The sequence below is a fragment of the Nostoc sp. genome, assembly GCF_041747015.1.
Taxonomy (GTDB): Bacteria; Cyanobacteriota; Cyanobacteriia; order Cyanobacteriales; family Nostocaceae; genus Nostoc.
The window spans coordinates 1-21,294 of the sequence record NZ_JBGTFY010000066.1 but is presented as its reverse complement, the minus strand read 5'-3'; the positions used below and the strand labels follow the sequence as shown (position 1 = coordinate 21,294).

Sequence of the window (21,294 nt, the reverse complement as noted above, 5' to 3'; positions counted from 1 at the left end):
ACAAATTGGTTTAAGGATGAAAATTTCTGGCGCACAGTGGAATGTTGCCAGTGTCAATCACATCCTCTCTGTTCGTTGCGCTTATCTCAATGGGTTACTTGCTGTTTGATAGGGTGTTTCCGCCAAAAGTGGATGCTCCCTCGCGGTGTATCTCTGAAAAGTTTTCTAAATCTTCTATTGTTTGAGGAGCTGGAAACACCTTGCTGTCAGGGGATTTAAATCTTTCAAGGTAAATTGAAAGAGCCTCTGTATCGTCTCTGTGGTCAAGGATATATTGACGAAACTCGGCACGGGTCATTAATGAAAAATCAGGTTTACTCATACAAATATTCAATTACCATTCGGGGAAATTACAATTTCTATTTCTTCTCCAGCCATTGCTAACGCTTATAATTCACACACTAGCCAACTGCCGTTGATACAAAGCCCAATACACACCTTTTTTTTGCAGCAACTCATCATGGGTTCCTCGTTCCACAATCTCGCCTTTTTCTAATACCAAAATCAAGTCGGCTCGTTTCAATGGTGCAAATCGGTGAGCAATCATAAATACTGTGCGCTCCCCCGAAACTTCCTGCAAGTTCTGCAATACTTTTTGTTCTGTCTCACTATCCAAGCTACTTGTAGCTTCATCTAAAATTAAAATCGGAGCTTGAGAGAGGAATAAACGCGCTAAAGCAATACGTTGTCGCTGTCCGCCAGATAAAGCGACTCCGCGCTCTCCAATGCTGGTTTGGTAGCCTTTGGGCATTTCGCTGATAAAATTATGAGCTGCCGCCAGTCGTGCGGCTCTCATCACCTGCTCAGTTGTAATATCTGAATCGCCGAAAGTGATATTTTCCGAGATGGTAGCGTCGAAGAGGAAATCGTCTTGGAGGACAACGCTAATTTGTTGTCGTAAAGAACCGATATCAGCATTTTTAATCTCGAAATCATCAATCGAGATAGAGCCGGATTCTGGTTTATAAAGGCGTTGTAAAAGCTTAGAAAGTGTACTTTTACCAGAACCGCTGCGTCCCACAATTCCCACAAACATCCCAGGTTGCACAGTCAAAGAAATGCCTTTGAGAACAGGTTCTTCTTGATCGCTTTGGTAGCGAAAAAACACTTTTTCAAAGTTGACTTGACCGCGCAGTGGTGGTAAAACTAAACCAGAACCGGGTTCAGCTTCGGGAGCAGTATTAAGAATATCTCCAAGTCGATCTACAGATAGTAAAACTTGCTGGAATTCTTGCCAAAGTTGTACTAAACGCAGCAGTGGATCTGTTACTTTAGAAGCTAACATTTGAAAAGCAACTAATACACCAATAGTTATCTTTTGTTCGATGACAAGTCCGGCTCCAAACCAGAGAATAATTAAGTAGGAAAAATTTGTCAAAAAGTCGCCGATATTACCACCAATATTAGAAGTGGTGGAAGCTTTAAAGCTGGTGCCGATGTAACGCGCAAATAAGCCTTCCCAACGGCGGCGAGATTTGCGTTCAGCAGCATGAGCTTTTACAGCATGAATTCCTGTGACAGTTTCTACTAAAAAGGATTGGTTATCGGCACCGCGATTAAAAGTTTCATTCAACCAATGGCGTAAAATCGGTGTAGCCACTAAATTTAAAACGACGAACAGGGGAATCACTGCCAAAGCCACCCAAGTCAGGGTGACATTGTAAGCAAACATCAGTACGAGATACACTACAGAAAAGATGCTGTCAAGGATGACAGTTAAAGCTGTACCCGTTAGAAATTGCCGAATATTTTCGAGTTCCTGCACTCTAGCAACGGTATCGCCTACCCGACGCGACTCAAAATAATTCAAGGGTAGACGCATCAGTTGCCGAAACAACTGAGAGGATAAACTTAAATCAAGGCGATTAGCGGTGTGGGTAAAGATGAATAGCCGTAAAGTGCCTAAAACTGCTTCAAAAATCGCTACACCCAAAAGTGCGATCGCCATCACATCCAAAGCATTCCGGCTTCCAAACACCATTACTTTGTCAATGATGTATTGAGTAATAATTGGCGTTGCTAACCCCAACAATTGCAGCGCCAAAGAAAGCAATAATACTTCTCCTAACAACTTGCGGTGTTGCCAAACCGCAGGAACAAACCAACTCAGGTTAAACTTATGCTGATCATCTTGCTCTTGAATTAATTCAACTTGCCAAAGTTGTCCATCCCAATTTTCCTCAAGCATTTTTTGGGGAATACTTTCGCAAGTTTGACTCAGGTTGGTAGGAAATGCGATAATTAAGCGATTACCCTTAACGCCATACATAACAATCCACTCTTCCCGTCGCCAAAGCAACAAAGCGGGGAAAGTTAATGAGCGCAAATCATTCGAGCTAACTTGTAGCTGTCGCACTTGCAGTCCGAGTTTTTCGCCCGCTTCCATGACATCGTGAGGACGCTCTCCCCGCAGTTGACGCTGTACCGAATCAAATGAAATCGGATTTTGTAAATATTGCGCTGCCATTGTTAAGCACGCAGCCGCAGTATTGGGACTCAAAACAAATGGATAACCTGATACTGGTTGAGGTAAATTAGCGTCTATTGACTGATAACGCGATCGCTCTTGCTGCCAAAATTGATTAATTTCTGCTGATGGTACTTCTTTCCAAACTGCTGCATCCCAACGCACGACTACTACATCTTTGCTAGATGCTACAGCTTGAAATTCTCCAGAAAGCTGGAGTAAATCGCCAAACCAATCTCCTGCTTTTAAAGTTGCTAGTGATTTAGCTTTCCCATCTTCTCTGAGACGCACATTCCCTGAAATAATTAAAAATTGATTACCTGGAATATCCGTAGACCAAATTTTTTCTCCTATCTTATATTGACGAGTTTCTGATTGATTCCTCAATTGAATTTGCTGCTGAGGAGTTAGCAAGCACAGTGGCAAGCTTTCCCATTTTAAATAAACTTGTAAGTTCATGATGCATCCTAAAAGTCCACCTGAAGCTTGACATTAATATTTTGAATCTTTTCTTCTAACCATTGCTCGAAAAGCTCATCTTTTAATTCTTGCTTGAGTTGGTCTTCTAACGAAGCTTCTAGAATTTTTTCAACCCTAACTAAATACCAAAGTTCATCAATTTCTAGCGGACCAATTAACTCGCCAGAATTAGCTAAATTAATCGCGGCTCTGAGTGCATCTGGCATTGTACCCCGGCTAACTGCTCCCATCATGCCATTAAAAATCCGGTCATCTTCTATGGAATATTCTTGGACAAGCTGCTCAAATTTGCCACCGTCTTCCAAAATTTGACTTTTCAATTCTTCGGCAAGCGCTTGGTTTTCTACAACTAAACGTGACAGCACTACTTTATCCAAAAATATTTTACGTTCAATAAAATATTCCTGTAAGTTCGGTTCAGTAACCTGATTTTTTAATGTTTCCAACTTGAGGTTAGAGGTGATTTGCTTGCGGAAAGTAGCGTAGTCTATACCTTCATTCGCAAGCCATTCTTTAAAGCTTTGGTAGTCAATCAACTGATTCTCTAAGCGAAAATCCATTACTACTTGATCTATCAAATCAGCAGCAATATCAAATTCCTCTATGGTTTGTAGTTCTTGTTCGATAATGTACTGGCTAAGAATTTCCCAGATGACAGAGTTAAGTCTGCCGGAAGACTCCAGGTATCTTAATGCTTCACCTAGAGAAATAGGCTGGTCATCAGCTATTAAAAACACAGTAGACTCTATCATTGAGGGTATGTTTAGAGTTTAGAGCTTATAAATTTAAGCAGATTTCCACAGGTCGCCTGTTTGCAAATATTGCTCTTGTTGGTGAGTGCGTAATATAAGCACCTACAAGATATAGTCGCATAATTTCGGACTTTACTAAAAAACTGCTTTGAAAATCTAAGCTAAAACCACACAAAATCGTTCCAACATCATTTTCATAGTCTTTTGTGAGCGCAGCTCATGGAGTCTCTTGTAAAAATGAGAGCTTGCCTTAATTGTGACTCTAACTTCTAGGCTGGAGATGGCGTGGTTAGTGTATTTGATATTTTAGTAACGCCGCGCCTACATTGTTTGAGGGCTGACAATCAGCAAGGAAAGCACGGGCAAAGTCAAAGGGATTGTCAGCATCTACTGACAAAACTTGCAGTTTGAACCAATTTTGCGGGATTTGATACAGCCTTACCTAATTCTTTTCAGAGTTAATAGAGGAGAGGTGTTCATCACCAATCTCCCAAATCAAATGACCCTCAATGTACAGTTAGCTGATGTCTTACACCTGTCACAAAAACGTCTGGGAATTCATCATGCTGTGGCATAATTAACCGCAGGGTCTAACCCCTCACCCCAAAAACCTTAATTAGGCTGTGTTTATCTGCTCTGAAATAAATTTCGGGCTTGCACCAGTCCAAACAACCGCCTAAGAATGAACTTCCTCTCTTATGGCTAAAAAGGTTTTAGTCCACTTAAATGAACTTGGGCAATGAGCGGCTGCAATTGATTGCAGGGCGGATGATGGTGCTAATGGAGAATGCTGCAAGCTATGAGGTTAGTGATGTTTAACGAATAGACTCCACTTGACGTTTTAGCGAATCGCACCTCATGCAGCTCGCTTAATTAGATGATTTTAAAAAATTTTTTGGGAAACCCACTTATGCGCCATCTCAAATTTACTCCGAGTTGGTTGCGGTTTTTAATTATTTTTTTATTGGCGATGGGTATATTGTTTCGCTTTTTTAACCTTGATAATAAGGTTTACTGGCATGATGAAATCTATGCCTCATTGCGGATTTCTGGTTACACAATAAACGAAGCAAAACAGCAACTTTTTAATAATCGTGTCGTTGGCGGAGAAAGTTTTGCCCAGTTTCAAGGTGTCAATCAAAAAAAAAGCTTAAATGACACAATTATGTCTTTGGCAAAAGAAGATTCTCAGCATCCGCCGTTATATTATGTAATAGCTCGATTCTGGATGGAAATCTTTGGTAATTCGGTGACGGCGATCAGAAGTTTATCTGCTTCTATCAGCTTGCTGGTTTTTCCTTGTGTTTATTGGCTATGCCGAGAATTATTTAATGTACCATTATCGGTTCCTGGTGTAGCGATCGCACTTATGGCCATCTCTCCAATTCATCTAGTATACGCCCAAGAAGCACAAGAATACATTCTTTGGTTAGTCACCATCTTACTATCTAGTGCGTCTCTGCTGCGAGCAATACGGCTGGAATCAGAAGATAAAGATGAGCTAGCCAAAAAACGACAAAGACCAGATTTATTCGCTATCTGGAGCATTTACGCCGTAACTTTAGCGCTCAGTCTATATACATTTATTTGGAGTGGATTTGTAGCAGTAGCTCACGGAATTTATATGATGATCACCGCCAAATTCCAGTTAACTGAAACTGTCAGAAATTATTTACTAGCATCACTGGTAGGTTTTTTAGCCTTCATGCCTTGGATAGCAGTTGTGATGGGTGACTTTTTTCAATTTTTGATTTCAGCAGAGAAGACAACAACGCAGTTATCTCTGATGCCTATAATTCCATTTTTGCTGATGCAGTTAAGCCGAATTTTTTTTGATGTAGGTATTAGCTCAGAAAATCCCCTGCTCTATTTAATTACACCAATCTTCTTAACTTTAGTAGGATATTCTATTTATTTTATTTGCCGAACAACTAACTATAAAGTCTGGTTGTTTATCATCACATTAGTTGTCGTGCCAGCACTACCCCTAATCCTACCAAGTTTAATGGCTGGGGGGATACAATCATTTACCGAACCATATTTAATACCATCTTATTTAGGAATCCAAATAACTGTTGCGTACTTACTAGCAACGCAACTATACAATGGAAGTGTGTCACATCGAAGCATTTGGCACATAATCATGGCATTAGTGATTATTTGTGGTCTGGTTTCTTCTAGGGTGAGTTCCCAAGCAGAAATTTGGTGGAATAAGGATATGAGCTATGGCAACCCCCAAGTTGCCCAAATCATCAATAAAACGACTCGCCCACTTTTGATTAGTGATGCTTTCGGTAATAATTTTGGGAATGTTTTTTCTCTGAGCTATCTTTTAAAACCAAAAGTGCGATTTCTATTGGTAAACAACCAAAAAGCTCCGAAACTTCCTGACGGATTTACTGATGTTTTTTTACTCAATCCTTCAGATACTTGGCGCGAAACAATAGAAAAAAAGTATAAGTTAGAGACAGATATTGTTTACAGTGACAACTATTATTCTATCTGGAAATTAACTAAACCTCGTAACTCGCGCCGACGTGATATTCTGCGTAAGAATAAATTATCTGCTAGTTTGTAGTGTGGTAAGGTGTTACCTATTAGGTGTCTCACGCAGAGACACAGAGAAAGAGTCAATGATTATGTACAATTTATTATGAAATTTAGTTATGCGGCATCTCAAACTGGCTCCCAATAGGTTGCGGTTTCTCATTGTCGTTTTGTTAATGATTAGTGTATTTTTTCGGTTTTTTAACCTTGACAGCAAAGTATACTGGCACGATGAGACTTTCACTTCTTTGCGAATTTCTGGTTATACGGCAACTGAAGTAAAACAGCAAATATTTAATGGTCGTATAATTACTAAAGAAAGTTTTGCTAAATTCCAAAGTTACAATATGGAAAAAGGCTTAAGTGACACAATTAAGTCTTTAGCAACAGAAGATCCACAGCATCCTCCACTGTATTATGTAATCGCTCGATTTTGGGTGGGAATCTTTGGTAATTCGGTGACAGCAATTAGAAGTTTATCTGCTTTGATCAGCTTATTGATTTTTCCCAGTGTTTATTGGTTATGTCGAGAATTATTTAAAGCATCGGTATGGGTATCGGAGGTTGCGATCGCACTCATGGCAATCTCCCCTATTCACCTAGTATACGCCCAAGAAGCACGAGAATATATTCTTTGGATGGTAACTATATTAGTATGCAGCGCTTCATTGCTACGAGCATTACGGCTGGAATCAAAAGATCAAGCACCACGCATATTAACATGGGGAATCTATGCAATAACTTTGGCGCTCAGTCTCTATACATTTTTGTTGAGTGGATTTGTAGCAGTTGCTCATGGAATTTATGTAATTGCCACTGCAAGATTTAAGTTGAATCGGACAGTCAAAGCTTATTTTTTAGCATCTCTAGCGGGGTTTTTAGCCTTCACGCCTTGGATAGTGGTTGTGATAACTAACTTTTTGCAATTTGACGGTTCAACATCTTGGACGAAGATGCAGTTACCCTTAGAGATTTTAATTAAATCTTGGCTTTTACAGTTGACCCGGATTTTCATTGATTTAAACTTCGGCTTTGAAAATCAGTTTAACTATGTAATTACGCCAATTTTTTTAACTCTTGTTGGATACTCTATTTATTTTCTTTGTCGAACAAGTAACTACAAAGTCTGGTTATTTATCGTGACGTTGATTGTGATTCCTGCACTACCTCTAATGCTACCAGATTTAATTTTTGGGGGTATACGCTCACTTTCTGATCGCTATTTATTGCCTTCTTATTTGGGAATTCAGCTAGCTGTTACTTACTTACTGGCTACACAGCTAGATAATGAGAGTCTTTTTCGCCGGAGAATTTGGCAAACAATCATGGGACTATTGATTATTTGTGGGCTAGTTTCTTATGGAGTGAGTTCTCAAGCAGAAACTTGGTGGAGTAAGGTTATTAGCTATGGTAATCCGCAAGTTGCAAAAATTATCAATCAGGCTGCTCGTCCACTTTTAATTAGTGATGCTTCCGGTATTAATTATGGGAATGTCTTTTCTCTAAGCTATCTTTTACAGCCAAAAGTGCAGTTTCTATTAGTAAAAGACCAAACTGTACCCAATATTCCCAATGAATTCACTGATATTTTTTTACTAAATCCTTCAGATATCTGGCGCAATCAAATAGAAACAGATTATCAGTGTACAACAAAGGTTTTGTATGGTGATAATCACTACTTGCTGTGGAAATTAGAAAATCTTCACTCATTGCATTGGAAGCATCCCATTTTTGCAAAAATACCTAGCGAATAGAGTTTAACTATAGGACTCATATTTGATTTTTGAACAAACTCAGTACAACTCAAAGAGACTTCTTCCCTACTCCCCACTCCCAGCCTACGCAAATAATTTCAGAAATAAAATCGGATTGCTATATTACACAATCAACAATCTTAGACTTGGGAAACTGCCATTGCTCTTACATCTGCTTTTTTATCAAATAAAATTCGTGGTTTCAGCAAGATTTTTAATAGTAACAGCAACGAACTCAACTCCCCTGGTGTATTTCGGCGTTTCCACTGTCCTGGACGACAAAATAACATTTCTATCAGGTGGCGATGTTGACTCAAACTCACTGATTCAAACCTGACACGCACTGTCGGAAATTCATTATTAAATCCTGTACAAACAATTTCTCCAGCCAACTGAAGATTTTCGTCGGCAATTTGTATGGTTACTAGCTGATTTGCAAATAAATTTCTACATGGTTGCTGAGTCAAAGCAACTTCAGCTCCTACTTCTGAAATCATTGTAGTTACACCCCAAAAATTTTTACCATCAACTTTTAACCGCACAATTCGCCGCAAATCAAACCATTCATAAACATCTTTTCTGGGAGCATCCAGCAAAATCAACAAGGCAATACCAATCATAATCAAATTATAAGTACTCCATAACCAACCCAAGCTTATACCTTTAATTTCTTGGGTGACTTCTGGAGACACTGTGGTAGCCCAAAAACCTTGAACCATACTCATACTTAAATTTCGCCACAAGCTGATACCATTGGCGATAAATAAAACAATTAAAGCTAAGGCTAAGTTCCAGTTGAAAATATAGCGATCGCTTCCTATACCCTTGGGTGTGACTTTAAATCTTTTTGAGAAAGGATTCAGCATGACTTTGATCACAGTCAATGCTAGAGGAAAACATAATGCTAGGGAATAAATATCTGATAGCAGCGCTGAACGAGAATGGTGATTTAACCAACTAAATGCTGTCAAGTTTACCAAAAAATAGGGTAATAAAAAGTATATTAAATCTGCTGTTGTTGCTCGAACAGGAATCACACCTAAAAACGAATAAGCTAACGGTAATATAAGAAAATAAACACGGGAGATAGGGCTAAACCAACTTAACAATCCCTCTAAATGGGCTAATCTTTGAAAGATACTTAATCCAGGAATAGTTAAAGGATTAGATTTGATAAAAAATGCTTGCAGTGTACCCTGTGCCCAGCGTAAGCGTTGACTTGTATGGGCAGCAATATTTTCTGCTGCTAAACCTGCACTTAATTTTTCATTTAAATAAATCACTTGATAGCCTTGAGCCGTTAAGCGAATTCCTGTAAAGTAATCTTCACTTAATGACTCTGTTACAAAACCCCCAATTTCTTCTAAAGCACTGCGGCGAACGACGAAGGAAGTACCAGCACAAATCACACTACCTACTGCATCTCGAATTGGCTGAATTTGCCGATAAAATACTTCTTCATCTGAGGTGAGAACATTTTCTAAACCTAGATTATGGGCTATTGGATCAGTATTGTAGAAGCTTTGAGGTGTCTGGACGATGGCGATTTTTTTATTTTCAAAGAAGCCAACAGTGCGGGTGAGAAAGTTTTTTGTCGGGATAAAATCGGCATCGAAAACTACAATTAGTTCGCCATTAGTTTTAGCGATCGCATTATTTAAATTTCCCGCTTTTGCATAACTGTTGTCAGCTCGCATCATATAATGACAACCTAATTCTTCTGCCAACTCTCTCATTTCTGAACGATTTGTATCATCCAAAAGGTAGATTTTCTTATTTGTATAATCTAGAGCTTGACAACCAATAATTGTCCGCCGCACAATAAAACATGGTTCATTATAAGTTGGGATTAAGACATCAATATCTGGTACATAAATACCACTAATTACAACTAATGATTTTACATCGGCTTCGTGGTAACGTTCTTTGAAATTAAACATTAAAAATAGCTGTATGGTGCTAGTAGATAGCATTAACATCTCAGCAAAAAATAATCCTAGACTAAATACCCCATTTAACGGATCTACTAAATTTAAGGTTGAGAGCGATCGCCATAGAACATAGCGCAAAGTTACAATGATTAAAATTACTACTACTAACCGTTGCGACCAAATACGGGGTTGTGGAGATATTTTCATTACTACAAACACAGCGAGCAAAAATCCTCCAGTCGGTAGCAGCAAATATTTAGGCTCTATTTTTGATGCTTCTAACCAAACAGGTGGGTGCATTTGCCAATCATTAACTTGAGTCAAAATTCCACTAATTATGTCTTCACCAGCGAACCACCCAGCTACAATAATGCCAGATAATAAAACAATACCTAATAGAATCACTGTTGCTGTATGGAGTTGGATAACTCTCTTGGAAACAGGAGTCTGAGGTGGTTTGTAGCTAAACTTTGATCCTGACATTTCGCCTTTTTACCTAAAACTATTTTGCCAAGAAAGCATTTTGGCTAACTATTGTTTGTTACGTATTTTTTAAGAAAATGTAACAAAACATTTCTAATAATACTTTATCCTCACAAATATTGCTACTGTACTTTTTGATACACATATAACTATTGCTTGAGTTATAACCTTTTATTAAGATATTCAAATATTTACTTTCTTAAAATCAGCTACATAGAAATAAATATTAAACAGATTCTCATCTGAAATTAATTTAAGTGATGGTACGATGCTTTAAATTATCTTTTGAGATGAATTAAATCATTTATTAAAAGGTGTTGTATGCAACTAACAGATTTTCTTGGTCTTTTACATCCAGCGATCGCAATTATATTCGTCTTTCCACTCATCGGTACAGTGGTCAATTTTGCTTGGCAAACACGCCAACGCAGATTGCAAATTTTAGCTGGCAATAAGAGCAAAATTCCTCCAGTTGTAGGTTTAGAACATAAACAGTTAGGTGAACTGCTAACAAGTGCAGTTGTCGGATTAACTTTAATCGGATTATCTTACCCAATTGGCAAAAATATTATTAAGAATCAGTTGTGGGATAAAACACCTTTTCAAGTTATTTTCATCTTGTTGATATTTGCTGCAACCATCGCCTCTTTAGTATTTCTTTATCGGGCAAAGCAGCGGATGTGGCGGGGAGTTTTTGCCACTTTAACTGGTGCGGGTTTAGTAATTCTAGGCTGTCAGGATGGAGTATATCGCCTTACAAATCAATGGTATTGGTCACATTATTATATTGGTATTACCGCAGCACTGCTGATGATTTTTTCACTAGCAATTTTTCAAGATATTTATCAAGATAAATCCAATCGCTGGCGGCTCATTCACACGATTTTAAACTGCATTGCTTTGTTGCTATTTATTGGACAAGGTATGACAGGGACACGAGATTTACTAGAAATTCCTTTGAGTTGGCAAGAACCCTACATTTATATGTGTGATTTTGCTAATAAAACTTGCCCAACCCCAAATCCTCAAGCACCAAAATAGGTAAGGGTAGCGGGAAAAAACCCTTAAATCTTGACTCTTGTACAGACGCGATTAATCGCGTCTCTTTAACTGCCTAATCATTGCAGTGGCAGAGTCACAATCACTATTGTGCCAACACCCTGCTCACTTTCTAATTGAATATGACCACCATGTAGCTCCACACACTTTTTAACTATAGTAAGTCCTAGCCCTGTTCCTTGAATTCCACCTACATTACTGCCGCGATAAAAGGTTTGAAACAAATGGGTTTGGTCTTTGAGGGGAATGCCTATGCCCTGGTCTTTTACCTGAAAAGTTGCAAGGCCATCTTTGCAAATTAAATCAAACAAAATGTTACTATTTTGAAGGGAATACTTGATAGCATTGGAAAGCAAGTTAGTGAGGATACAATTAAGTAGGTCTTCATCCATTTGACCTTGGGTGGATTTCCCATGACAGGTAAAAATAATGCTATATTGATTGCCTGCATGGAGTTGAAAAATATCTCTGAGTTCACTACAAAAGTTTTCTAAATTCAAAGGTGTAGGTTTATATTCAAGTTTGTCTGCTTCAGTTTTACTCAGAAACAATATCTCATCTAAAAGCTCAAGCATCTGGTTGATAGCATTTTGAATTCGATCAAAGTATTTAATTCTGCGATCGCCAGTTAGTTTATCACTATTATATTCAAGCATATCTACAGACGTCTGAATCGTTGTCATGGGGGTGCGGAACTCATGGGAAACCATTGCTACAAAATTTGATTTTAACTCGTTAAGTTCCTGTTCCTTTGCCAACGCTTGACGGGTGCGTTCTTCACTCTCTCGCAATTGGTTGAGAATTTCGCCTCTTTCAATGGCATAGAGAATAGCACGCACTAACCGTTGTATCGTTATTTGATCTTTAACGAGATAGTCTTGTGCACCTTCTGCTAATGCTTGCAGTGCTAAATTTTCATCATCAAGCCCTGTTAATACTACAACTGGGATATCGGGTACTGATGCCCGAAATTCTCTCAATGTGTGCAGTCCAACAGAGTCCGAGAGGCTGAGGTCTAACAAAACTAGGTCAAATCTGTATTGCTTTAGACTCTCTATCTGAGAATTATCAAGAGTAGACGCAGAGTTTCCCCTGCTAACATCTATTGCCTCAGATAGCCGTTCAACGTGTAACATCTGCCATTGTTGATCTGCGTGCAAAAATATTCGGCGTAGCAGATGGGCATCAATGGGACTATCTTCAACCAGTAAAATATGAATTGTGAGCTTTTCCATACTACAGGGTTACATCAATTTGTGAGATAGTCACCTGATTTCTTATTTATTTAGATAGGGCTTAATCCTTTGCTGTTGTAAGCAACAATTGAAATTCCCAACCCAATTAGTTTTGTGATAGTGTGACTTCTATCAGCCAGAAATCTTTAATCAAATCCATAACCTGAATCAATTGGTAGATATCAATAGGGTTTGTTACGTAGCAATTAGCACTGAGATTATCAGAGCGTAGTGAGCAAAATTTCAATGGGTCGCATACAATTATTAGGCGGTTACTAGACAGACGTACATATATTTAAAGATACCTTAATTTGCGTTGAGGTCAGATAAAATACTGTTCCTACGTCCAACTCCTACTCAGCCTGGCTCAAAGCACCATGCCCTCCAACGGTTCATAATATTCCTCCATCCGAATGAATCGCCGTTTTGCCATAGCCTGCATCGCTTTTCTTCCATCAACCTTTGCATATTTAAGTAAAAAGCTATTCCGACGACACACAGTAACAGTAATGCCAAGCTAAAACCGCCTGTAACAATTTTTTTTGACAATCGCTTCATAGAATACTCGTAGAAAATCAAATCAGTTTTAACTCCAGTAGCAAGCCGCTGGCAATGCTTAAATTAAATAATACAAACTGAGTACTTAAACGCTAAAGAAAAACAAAGGTTTTTATGAACTGGATTAATATCACATCTCCCTAATTACTTATCAGCAAAACTCTTTGCATTTATGCCGAATATATTTCAAGCATTAGTGAGATGATAAGTATGGACTGTAATAATATCTATTTATAGTCATTTTTTTCTTTAAAAACTATTTCAGTTTCCCTAACCATAAGTAATGGATATAGTTATTGCTAGAGAAAAATTTTTAGCTAATACTTTAAAAATTATTTGATGGTGAATATACCCGCGCTTAGGGGCAATACCTTGCGGGAAGCCGCTTTGCGTCTACATGAATTGCCCCTACGAAAGATGTGGGTTTTCAGAATATACGTATTTTGGCTTTCTTGTCAATGCGTAAGTCCTAATATTAGCCCTTTCAAGGTGGTGAAATTCGGAACCTAGATTGGTTATTTCAACCTTTAAAAAGCTCAAAATTCGAGCAGAGAACTCAGGATGATAGCACTGAAACAACGTATCTTCGTTTGTCATCTTGAAAGGGCTAGTCCTAAGATCCTGTCACACAGCTACTATCTTTTATCTCCCATTTTAAAATAAAGACTCTTAACATAGCTGGGCTAAAAGGTTGTTTGAAAAGTGTTTGGCTATAATTTTAGGAACTTAATAGATCCCCCCTAACCCCCCTTAAAAAAGGGGGAACCGGAATCAAAGTCCCTCAATTTACCGGGATCTAGAACGTTGTGATACCTGCAATAGGACTTTTTAAACATCCTCTAAGACTGCTTCAAGACTGTTTGGAGATTTATCACGAAAATTCATAATAAAAAGAGTGGATAATTGGGGGGTACTACACCACATATCCACTCAAAAGTTTTCGGATTGGGTTCATGACAAAAGACCGACGAGGTTATTAAAACTTGGGACAGTTCAAACTAATTAACGTGATTCAGTTCCCTGATTGGGGCTACCTGCTACTGAATCCTCGCCTGGTGCTTCTGGTGAAGCAGTGGGTTTAGCATCATTCTTTTCAGCATCACCAGTTTTGCGGATACTTTCGTCGATGGGGGTTTGGTAGCCACCAGAAGCAGTAGGCGTAGCTTCTTGATTATCAGATTTTTGTTTTTCTTGTTCAGCCATCACTAATATTCCTAATCATTTAATCTTGCTATTATTTTAAGAAGATTAGGGTGTAAGTTTATCTATCCAGAATATAGTTATAACTGATTTTCTCCTCTATCCAAAGTATTGTTTAGTACTACTTATAGCGTTTCCTAATCACATGAGGTATATCATAGCCTCCTCTCGAAGAGCGAGGAGGGGGTTGGGGGTGGGGTTCTTGTACCTCACTCAACTGAGAACCGCTATATGTATGCTTACTAACAAGGAGGAAGAGGGAAAGGAAAAGAATGGTGTGATGATTGTGATATAAACTATGAAAGTATAATTAATGAAGCAGAGCAATCTATCGTTACCATCTGGGTGTGTCCTTCGCAAAGCAACCTCTGTGGATCAGTGGCCGATTCAATTGCTGGTATTCTCAGCGAGACTCGACCCAACTCAGTTAAATTGGCAGCAATTTTGGGTAATTGAATACGATGCCTACGGCGGGCAAAGCCTACGCAATCTGGTAGCTTGTGGACAGTTACGTAATTTCTCAGGGGCACAAGAACTTGGTAGTTTGGTCGTTGCATCAGCTTGGAGAGGTCGTGGTTTGGGTATTTTACTAACGCAACATTTAATTAGTACAGCAACGCAACCACTTTATCTGGAATGTTTAGGTAAGCGATTGACGCAGTTTTACAGTCGCTTTGATTTTGTCCCAATATCTTTTGAAGATTTGCCACAATTTCCCCGGACAAAAGGCTTGTCTACACTCAAGGGTAAATTTAGATTTTCGCAATTAGCTAAAAGGCTGCTCAGAGTTCCTGTGGTGTTCATGCAATATCGAGGTTAGTTAGGGTTTGCTCCTCCTTAACCTTTAAAAAGGACGTGAGTTCGATAAACTTCTCCCTACTTTGAACTAAAGTTCAAGCCTGATCTCTTTGATCTGGAAAGGGACAGGTTTTGCAATGCGTAGGCGTAGCCAGCCGTAGGCATCGCCGAAATAGCAAATGGAGTCGCTGATATAGTAAAGGCTAAAATCAGCGGTTAGAAACCGCAACTACACAGGCAAAACCCATCTCCGTGAGTTACAAAAGCTTGATTTTCTTTTCACCTTGACAAATTCTTGGGAATTATAGCAATTGAATATGTAGTTAACAGTATGCCTAGAGACTCATTCTATCTTTGTAGAGAACCAAAGAATGAGCAATCACTGCATAAAACTATAGAACCTAACCGTATGTATTTATATAGGTTCAAATACAACAAACTCAATCTAGTTTTAAATTATCAAGGTAAAAAATTATGTCAGGCTTTATTCAAGTCCGGTTACATAATGAAGTATTGCACCCAGTCCGCAAGTGGTTGGAAACGATAGAAATTAATAACACCAAATTAGCTCATTTCCTGTGCAAAGCTATTCCTGCTCAGTGTCCCTTTGAACGAGATATCACGCTGTTTGGTCGGAAGTTGTTTCACGTTCCTCCAATGTGTAAATTAAATCCCCTATACGAGGAAGTGGTTGGTTTGCGTTTTAGAGCGCTCTGTTATCTTGCCGATGAATGCGGTGAAGATGTGACAGTCTATTGCTAATAGCCCGTTGGATCGTTCTTTGATCAAGCGGCCATCGGTAATTGCAGATTTACGGTTGTTACTTACTCAGGTTTATACTAAGCTAACGTACATCTAATTAGATGTTTAGCTATTAAGTAGCTGACACCTGCCTAAAGTGTTTCCAGATCGGATTTTTGCTTATTGTACCCTGCTGAAATCATTAACATCATCATGACGCACATCTTACTGGTTGAAGATGAAGTCAAACTGGCACGATTTGTCGAATTGGAATTGAATTATGAAGGCTATCAAGTTAGCGTCGCCTACGATGGATTAACTGCACTCACCGCAGCGCGTAAGTTAAATGTGGATTTAGTAATTTTAGATTGGATGTTACCAGGTTTGTCGGGATTGGAAATTTGCCGCCGCCTGCGAAGTATTGGTGATAAAGTGCCGATAATCTTATTAACTGTTAAAGATGAAGTGAGCGATCGCATTGCAGGCTTAGAAGCTGGTGCTGATGATTACGTCGTGAAACCCTTCAGCGTTGACGAATTATTAGCCAGAGTCCACGTTCACTTGCGAAGAAGCCACCAAGAAGACGCTGTATATATTTTAGAATTTGAAGAGTTGAGTTTAAATCGTCGCACACGAGAAGTCTATCGGTGTCAGCGGTTAATTGAATTAACTGCTAAGGAATTTGATTTACTAGAATATTTACTAACCCATCCGGGACAGGTAATTACGTGCGATCGCCTTTTAGAGGAAGTCTGGGGTTACGACTTCATGGGGGATGTCAACATTATCGAAACCTATATTCATTACCTGCGTCTGAAACTTGAAGCCAATAACGAAAAGCGCCTCATTCAAACTGTGAGCGGTGTCGGCTACACGTTACGTGATTGAAGTTGGGCATTGGGCATTGGGTATTTATCAGTCATTCTCCTACTGCTTCCTCATCTTCCTCATCTCCCCCTACTTTCTTGTTCCCTTCCAGTGTCAAATAACGTTAAAACCCCAAAGGTTTCTATTTTAGGAAGATTTGGGCTTTGTGGCAATCTCAGCAAAAACTTATCTAACTCAAAGTTAATTATACTAGTATGCACAAAGCTATCATCATCCAAAATTAAAAATCTCAAATGGTATGACCTATCTAGAAACAGCAGCGCAATTTTACCGCGAAGTTGCCCAAACCCCGCAAGTTGGACTTTGTTGTGTGCAAAGTACATCCCTGCAACTACCAGGATTGAAAATTCCTTTGCTAATGCAGGAAATGAACTATGGTTGTGGCATCACCGTTCACCCTACCGAACTAGGAAACCAACCGACTGTACTATATATTGGTGTTGGTGGCGGTTTGGAAGCGTTGCAATTCGCTTATTTTTCCCGCTATGCAGGTGCTGTAATCGCCGTTGAACCAGTTGAGGCCATGCGGGAAGCCGCCGCACGTAATCTAGAAATTGCTGCTCAAGAAAACCCCTGGTTCGACATTAGCTTTGTGAAAATCAGCGAAGGGGATGCTTTTAACTTACCTGTTGCTGATGCTAGCGTCGATATCGTAGCCCAAAATTGCCTTTTCAATATCTTTGAACCAGAAGATTTAACTCGTGCTTTAAAAGAAGTATATCGGGTATTAAAACCAGGTGGACGCTTGCAGATGAGCGATCCAATTGCTACTAGTCCAATTCCAGCACATCTCCAACAAGATGAACGACTGAGAGCGATGTGTTTATCAGGCGCGCTTACCTATGAAGAGTACACCGAACGGATTACAAATGCTGGTTTTGGTCAAGTTGAAATTCGCGCTCGTCGTCCTTACCGTCTACTAGATTCCCAGACTTATAATTTAGAAGAAAATCTACTTTTAGAAAGTCTAGATTCTGTTTCTTTTAAAGTAGCTATTCCCGAAGATGGTGTTTGTATTTTTACGGGTAAAACAGCCATTTATGCTGGTTCTGAACCCTTCTTTGATGATTCAGCAGGTCATCTGCTTCAGCGAGGTATTCCCGCAGCGGTGTGTGATAAAACTGCTGCTAAATTTGCGGCGATCAAGCCAGTAGAAATAATTGTTACTAATTCAACTTGGCATTATAGCGGTGGTGGCTGCTGTTAATTTAACGAAACAGAATTCAGAAGTCAGTAGTCAGTAGTCAGAATAATTCTGTATGGCTGGGGAATGAATGCACAATTTGAATATTTCGCTAATTACATTCTGGATTCTGAATTCTGACTTCTGAATACTTCTTCAAAAACCTCAAAATGTTGTTAATTAGTCTATTTATAGCTACACTTTTTTTAGCATACTCAAATGGTGCAAATGACAATTTTAAAGGGGTAGCAACGCTGTTTGGTAGCCAAACCAGTAGCTATCAAACAGCAATTTTGTGGGGAAGTTTTACAACTTTAGCTGGTGGAGTAACTGCAACTTTTTTGGCAAGTACGCTAATTAAAAACTTCTCTGGAAGAGGATTAGTGCCAGATGCGATCGCCAATGCTCCAGAGTTTCATCTAGCAGTTGCGATCGCATCTGGTTTGACAGTACTCATCGCCACCCTTATGGGGTTTCCCATTTCCACAACTCACAGTTTAACAGGTGCGCTGGTTGGTGCTGGATTAGTTGCGATCGGGCTTAAAGTTAATTTTGCAGCTTTGGGAAATTACTTTATTTTACCTCTATTACTCAGTCCAATCATTGCTATTGTTTTGGGAGCAGGAATTTATATTTTATCTAACTATATTAATTCAAAATTGAATCTATCAGTCAACCAGAAAATGATTGATACTTGTCATTTTATCAGCGCTGGAATTGTTAGTTTTGCTAGAGGATTAAATGATACTCCCAAGATTTTCTCACTTATTCTAATTATTGAGTATTTCTCGATTTATGGAGGAATGATTACGATAGCGATCGCAATGGCGCTTGGTGGTTTACTCAACTCCCAAAAAGTTGCTGTTACCATGAGTGAAAAGATTACCTCAATGAATCCTACTCAAGGCTTATCAGCTAATATAGTAACTGGAGTTCTAGTCATTGCAGCCATTTGGTTTGAGCTTCCGGTTTCCACCACTTACGTTTCAGTTGGTTCTATTTTTGGAGTAGGATTGATTAGCAAAAAAGCCAATATATGCGTTTTTTATCAAATACTACTTTCATGGATTTTAACTTTACCTACTGCTGCAATTCTTGGTGGAATAAGCTACAGATTATTGCAAGGTTAAAAAAACTAATAAACTTGTGCCATCTTTAAGGATTAGTAAATAATGCAAACTCAATCAAAAACTACGCTAGATACATCTGTCACAAAATTCCAACACAAACTTAATTTTCCTTTAACAAAAAAGGGAATCACTGTTTTACAAATTAATCTAGGTAAGCGTTGTAACCTTGCTTGTACACACTGTCATGTCGAAGCTAGTCCAAAGCGTACAGAAGAACTTTCCCCTGAAATTTGCGAACAGTTAATTTCGCTAATCCACAAATTCCCCGAAATTCAAATTGTGGATTTGACTGGTGGCGCACCAGAAATGAATTATGGATTTAAACCACTGGTAGAAGCAGCAAGAATAACTGGTAAACAAGTGATTGTCAGGTCTAATTTAACCATTTATTTTGAAGATGGATTTGGTGATTTACCAGAATACTTTGCTAAACACCAAATAAGAGTTGTGGCTTCTCTACCTTGCTACCTAGCAGATAATGTTGATAAAATGCGTGGCGCTGGTGTTTTTGATAGTTCAGTCAAAGCTTTGCAATTGCTCAACCAACTCGGCTACGCTAAAGAGCCAAATTTAATTTTGGATTTGGTATTTAATCCCCAGTTACCCACGGGTGAAAAATTTTCCTTAGCTCCCGAACAGATTAACCTCGAACGAGATTACAAAATGTTCTTACAAGAACATTTTAATATTGTATTTAACAACCTCTTCACCATTACCAACCTACCAGTTGGTAGAACAAAAATGTATTTAGAACGTAGAAAACTATATACCAGCTATTTGCAATTTTTAGAATCGCATTTTAATCCCAGCACAGTTGAACATTTAATGTGTCGTGATCAACTTTCAATTGACTATCTAGGCAATGTATACGATTGTGACTTCAACCAGATGATGAATCTACCTGCGAAAAATCGTAATGGTAAAACCTTGACAGTTAGCAAACTGTTAGAAGCTGGCAGTTTAGACCTGATTAGTGAAATACAAACTGCGGCTTATTGCTATGGTTGTACTGCTGGGTGTGGTTCTAGTTGTGGTGGTGCTTTGCTGTAAGGTCGCCAAAGTCTGTTACCAAAATTGTTACGAGTACTTTGTTATTGGGCTGTTACTTTATGATGATATTTAGTTAAGCTCCTTACACCATACCAAAAGCCGTCAAACATAATGTTTCGCGGTTTTTTCTTTTTCTGTTGTACAGCGACTTTTGACTTCCCCGTTCGCGTAGTGTCTCGCAGAGAAGGGGCTGACTAATTGTTTGTGTAGTAGCGAATTCTATTCGCCCAATACTTGTTCATTCATCCTCTTAGAGGATGAATGAACAAGTCCTCTTCTTGGTAGCAAATACTTTGATATCCCCCTAAATCCCCCTTAAAGAAGGGGGACTTTGAGAGAGGTTTCCCCCCTTTTTTAAGGGGGGTTAGGGGGGATCTAGAATGTCATCGGTCGATTTTATAGCTTTGCTTGCGATCGCCTAATTTTCTCAATTAGACTGAGACTGAGTAATAGATAAAGCGCGAATTTGTGGATTATTGCAGCAAAGGAGTTGTGCCATTTCCGTTAGTTGACCCATCAGTATATTGTCTAACATCCTCTGGATGAAAAGCTAAAATAATGCGATCGCACTGCTGGCGAATCGAGAGTAAAAATTCTGATCTATCTTTGGTATGATTGCAAGTTTATTGTTGCGCAGAGGTAACTTCCCTCAACATACAAATAACTTGTCTAATTTTATCCACTACACCATCAATATCTTGATAAACTTCCTGATTCGTAAATCTCAAAATATTCGTACCTTTTGATTCCAAAAATGCTTGGCGATCGCGGTCATACTCTGGAACTCCATCTTGATAGTGACTATCACCATCTATTTCTATAGCAAGTCTCAATTCTGGAGACTATACTTTTGCAGAAATTGACCCAGAAATTAAATTCCTGAGCTAAGTATCAAAAAGTTGCAACTGGTGGTCTAGGCGGCTAAACGAAGAATTTGATCTAGCTCACGTGAGCGTGGCGTCAAGTCCCCTTCAGGAGCGGACTTTTGGGAGAGAACTTGGGTGATGGTAAAATGTTGTAGTCCTCTACGTAAACGGG

At 39.0% G+C, this 21,294-nt stretch carries 16 protein-coding genes; 9 read left to right on the top strand and 7 right to left on the bottom strand.

The window, feature by feature from the left end; genetic code table 11:
- Window positions 1-94: 94 nt before the first annotated feature.
- The 3 genes from ACEW80_RS04985 to ACEW80_RS04975 all read right to left on the bottom strand — a co-directional run bounded on the left by ACEW80_RS04985 (window position 95) and on the right by ACEW80_RS04975 (window position 3,696).
- Window positions 95-322, bottom strand: a complete 228-nt coding sequence (locus ACEW80_RS04985; protein ID WP_373525526.1) for a hypothetical protein — start codon at window positions 320-322, stop codon at window positions 95-97.
- 72 nt (window positions 323-394) lie between these two features.
- Window positions 395-2,926, bottom strand: a complete 2,532-nt coding sequence (locus ACEW80_RS04980) for a peptidase domain-containing ABC transporter (protein WP_373525525.1) — start codon at window positions 2,924-2,926, stop codon at window positions 395-397.
- 8 nt (window positions 2,927-2,934) lie between these two features.
- A complete protein-coding gene (locus ACEW80_RS04975) occupies window positions 2,935-3,696 on the bottom strand; it encodes a peptidylprolyl isomerase (protein ID WP_373525527.1) in 762 nt (253 codons plus the stop codon).
- Between the two features lie 913 nt (window positions 3,697-4,609).
- Between ACEW80_RS04975 and ACEW80_RS04970 the strand changes: the two genes are divergently transcribed.
- Both ACEW80_RS04970 and ACEW80_RS04965 read left to right on the top strand, forming a co-directional pair.
- Entirely contained in the window at window positions 4,610-6,277 is a 1,668-nt protein-coding gene (locus ACEW80_RS04970) for a glycosyltransferase family 39 protein (protein ID WP_373525524.1), read from the top strand.
- An 88-nt stretch (window positions 6,278-6,365) separates the two neighbouring features.
- Window positions 6,366-8,000: a glycosyltransferase family 39 protein gene (locus ACEW80_RS04965; RefSeq protein ID WP_373525523.1), complete on the top strand. Its 1,635-nt coding sequence runs from the start codon at window positions 6,366-6,368 to the stop codon at window positions 7,998-8,000.
- 140 nt (window positions 8,001-8,140) lie between these two features.
- Here the strand turns inward: ACEW80_RS04965 and ACEW80_RS04960 are convergent, their stop codons facing one another.
- On the bottom strand, window positions 8,141-10,414 hold the full coding sequence (locus ACEW80_RS04960; RefSeq protein WP_373525522.1) for a glycosyltransferase: 2,274 nt from the start codon (window positions 10,412-10,414) through the stop codon (window positions 8,141-8,143).
- 321 nt (window positions 10,415-10,735) lie between these two features.
- On the opposite strand from ACEW80_RS04960, the gene ACEW80_RS04955 reads away from it, so the two are divergent.
- Window positions 10,736-11,455 (top strand): DUF4079 domain-containing protein, encoded by a 720-nt coding sequence (locus ACEW80_RS04955; RefSeq protein ID WP_373525521.1) that lies wholly within the window; start codon window positions 10,736-10,738, stop codon window positions 11,453-11,455.
- A 77-nt stretch (window positions 11,456-11,532) separates the two neighbouring features.
- On the opposite strand, the gene ACEW80_RS04950 is transcribed toward ACEW80_RS04955, so the two are convergent.
- Together ACEW80_RS04950 and ACEW80_RS04945 are read right to left on the bottom strand one after the other, a co-directional pair.
- Window positions 11,533-12,708, bottom strand: a complete 1,176-nt coding sequence (locus tag ACEW80_RS04950; protein ID WP_373525520.1) for an ATP-binding protein — start codon at window positions 12,706-12,708, stop codon at window positions 11,533-11,535.
- Window positions 12,709-14,268: 1,560 nt separating this feature from the next.
- Complete coding sequence (locus ACEW80_RS04945) at window positions 14,269-14,469, bottom strand: hypothetical protein (protein ID WP_373525519.1); 201 nt, start codon at window positions 14,467-14,469, stop codon at window positions 14,269-14,271.
- A gap of 310 nt (window positions 14,470-14,779) precedes the next feature.
- On the opposite strand from ACEW80_RS04945, the gene ACEW80_RS04940 reads away from it, so the two are divergent.
- From ACEW80_RS04940 to arsS, 6 genes are all read left to right on the top strand, one after another.
- Window positions 14,780-15,286: a GNAT family N-acetyltransferase gene (locus ACEW80_RS04940; protein WP_373525518.1), complete on the top strand. Its 507-nt coding sequence runs from the start codon at window positions 14,780-14,782 to the stop codon at window positions 15,284-15,286.
- A 452-nt stretch (window positions 15,287-15,738) separates the two neighbouring features.
- The gene (locus tag ACEW80_RS04935; protein ID WP_373525517.1) at window positions 15,739-16,026 is read left to right on the top strand and encodes a Mo-dependent nitrogenase C-terminal domain-containing protein; all 288 of its coding nucleotides are present in this window, start codon (window positions 15,739-15,741) and stop codon (window positions 16,024-16,026) included.
- Between the two features lie 192 nt (window positions 16,027-16,218).
- Entirely contained in the window at window positions 16,219-16,893 is a 675-nt protein-coding gene (locus ACEW80_RS04930; RefSeq protein ID WP_373525516.1) for a response regulator transcription factor, read from the top strand.
- Between the two features lie 238 nt (window positions 16,894-17,131).
- Window positions 17,132-18,100 carry an arsenosugar biosynthesis arsenite methyltransferase ArsM gene (arsM, locus tag ACEW80_RS04925; protein ID WP_373525515.1) on the top strand — a complete coding sequence of 323 codons (969 nt, stop codon included), beginning with the start codon at window positions 17,132-17,134 and terminating at the stop codon, window positions 18,098-18,100.
- A gap of 146 nt (window positions 18,101-18,246) precedes the next feature.
- Window positions 18,247-19,206, top strand: coding sequence for an anion permease (locus ACEW80_RS04920; protein ID WP_373525514.1), 960 nt, complete (start codon window positions 18,247-18,249; stop codon window positions 19,204-19,206).
- A 42-nt stretch (window positions 19,207-19,248) separates the two neighbouring features.
- A complete protein-coding gene (gene arsS / locus ACEW80_RS04915; protein ID WP_373525513.1) occupies window positions 19,249-20,256 on the top strand; it encodes an arsenosugar biosynthesis radical SAM (seleno)protein ArsS in 1,008 nt (335 codons plus the stop codon).
- Window positions 20,257-20,879: 623 nt separating this feature from the next.
- On the opposite strand, the gene ACEW80_RS04910 is transcribed toward arsS, so the two are convergent.
- Window positions 20,880-21,089 carry an endonuclease domain-containing protein gene (locus tag ACEW80_RS04910; RefSeq protein ID WP_373525512.1) on the bottom strand — a complete coding sequence of 70 codons (210 nt, stop codon included), beginning with the start codon at window positions 21,087-21,089 and terminating at the stop codon, window positions 20,880-20,882.
- Between the last annotated feature and the right edge of the window lie 205 nt (window positions 21,090-21,294).

Excerpts from the sequence above, each read along its gene's own strand:
- ACEW80_RS04985 (WP_373525526.1), bottom strand. The coding sequence starts at position 322 with ATGAGTAAACCTGATTTTTCATTAATGACCCGTGCCGAGTTTCGTCAA.
- ACEW80_RS04980 (WP_373525525.1), bottom strand. The coding sequence starts at position 2,926 with ATGAACTTACAAGTTTATTTAAAATGGGAAAGCTTGCCACTGTGCTTG.
- ACEW80_RS04970 (WP_373525524.1), top strand. The coding sequence starts at position 4,610 with ATGCGCCATCTCAAATTTACTCCGAGTTGGTTGCGGTTTTTAATTATT.
- ACEW80_RS04965 (WP_373525523.1), top strand. The coding sequence starts at position 6,366 with ATGCGGCATCTCAAACTGGCTCCCAATAGGTTGCGGTTTCTCATTGTC.
- ACEW80_RS04960 (WP_373525522.1), bottom strand. The coding sequence starts at position 10,414 with ATGTCAGGATCAAAGTTTAGCTACAAACCACCTCAGACTCCTGTTTCC.
- ACEW80_RS04955 (WP_373525521.1), top strand. The coding sequence starts at position 10,736 with ATGCAACTAACAGATTTTCTTGGTCTTTTACATCCAGCGATCGCAATT.
- ACEW80_RS04950 (WP_373525520.1), bottom strand. The coding sequence starts at position 12,708 with ATGGAAAAGCTCACAATTCATATTTTACTGGTTGAAGATAGTCCCATT.
- ACEW80_RS04945 (WP_373525519.1), bottom strand. The coding sequence starts at position 14,469 with ATGGCTGAACAAGAAAAACAAAAATCTGATAATCAAGAAGCTACGCCT.
- ACEW80_RS04940 (WP_373525518.1), top strand. The coding sequence starts at position 14,780 with ATGAAGCAGAGCAATCTATCGTTACCATCTGGGTGTGTCCTTCGCAAA.
- ACEW80_RS04935 (WP_373525517.1), top strand. The coding sequence starts at position 15,739 with ATGTCAGGCTTTATTCAAGTCCGGTTACATAATGAAGTATTGCACCCA.
- ACEW80_RS04930 (WP_373525516.1), top strand. The coding sequence starts at position 16,219 with ATGACGCACATCTTACTGGTTGAAGATGAAGTCAAACTGGCACGATTT.
- arsM (WP_373525515.1), top strand. The coding sequence starts at position 17,132 with ATGACCTATCTAGAAACAGCAGCGCAATTTTACCGCGAAGTTGCCCAA.
- ACEW80_RS04920 (WP_373525514.1), top strand. The coding sequence starts at position 18,247 with ATGTTGTTAATTAGTCTATTTATAGCTACACTTTTTTTAGCATACTCA.
- arsS (WP_373525513.1), top strand. The coding sequence starts at position 19,249 with ATGCAAACTCAATCAAAAACTACGCTAGATACATCTGTCACAAAATTC.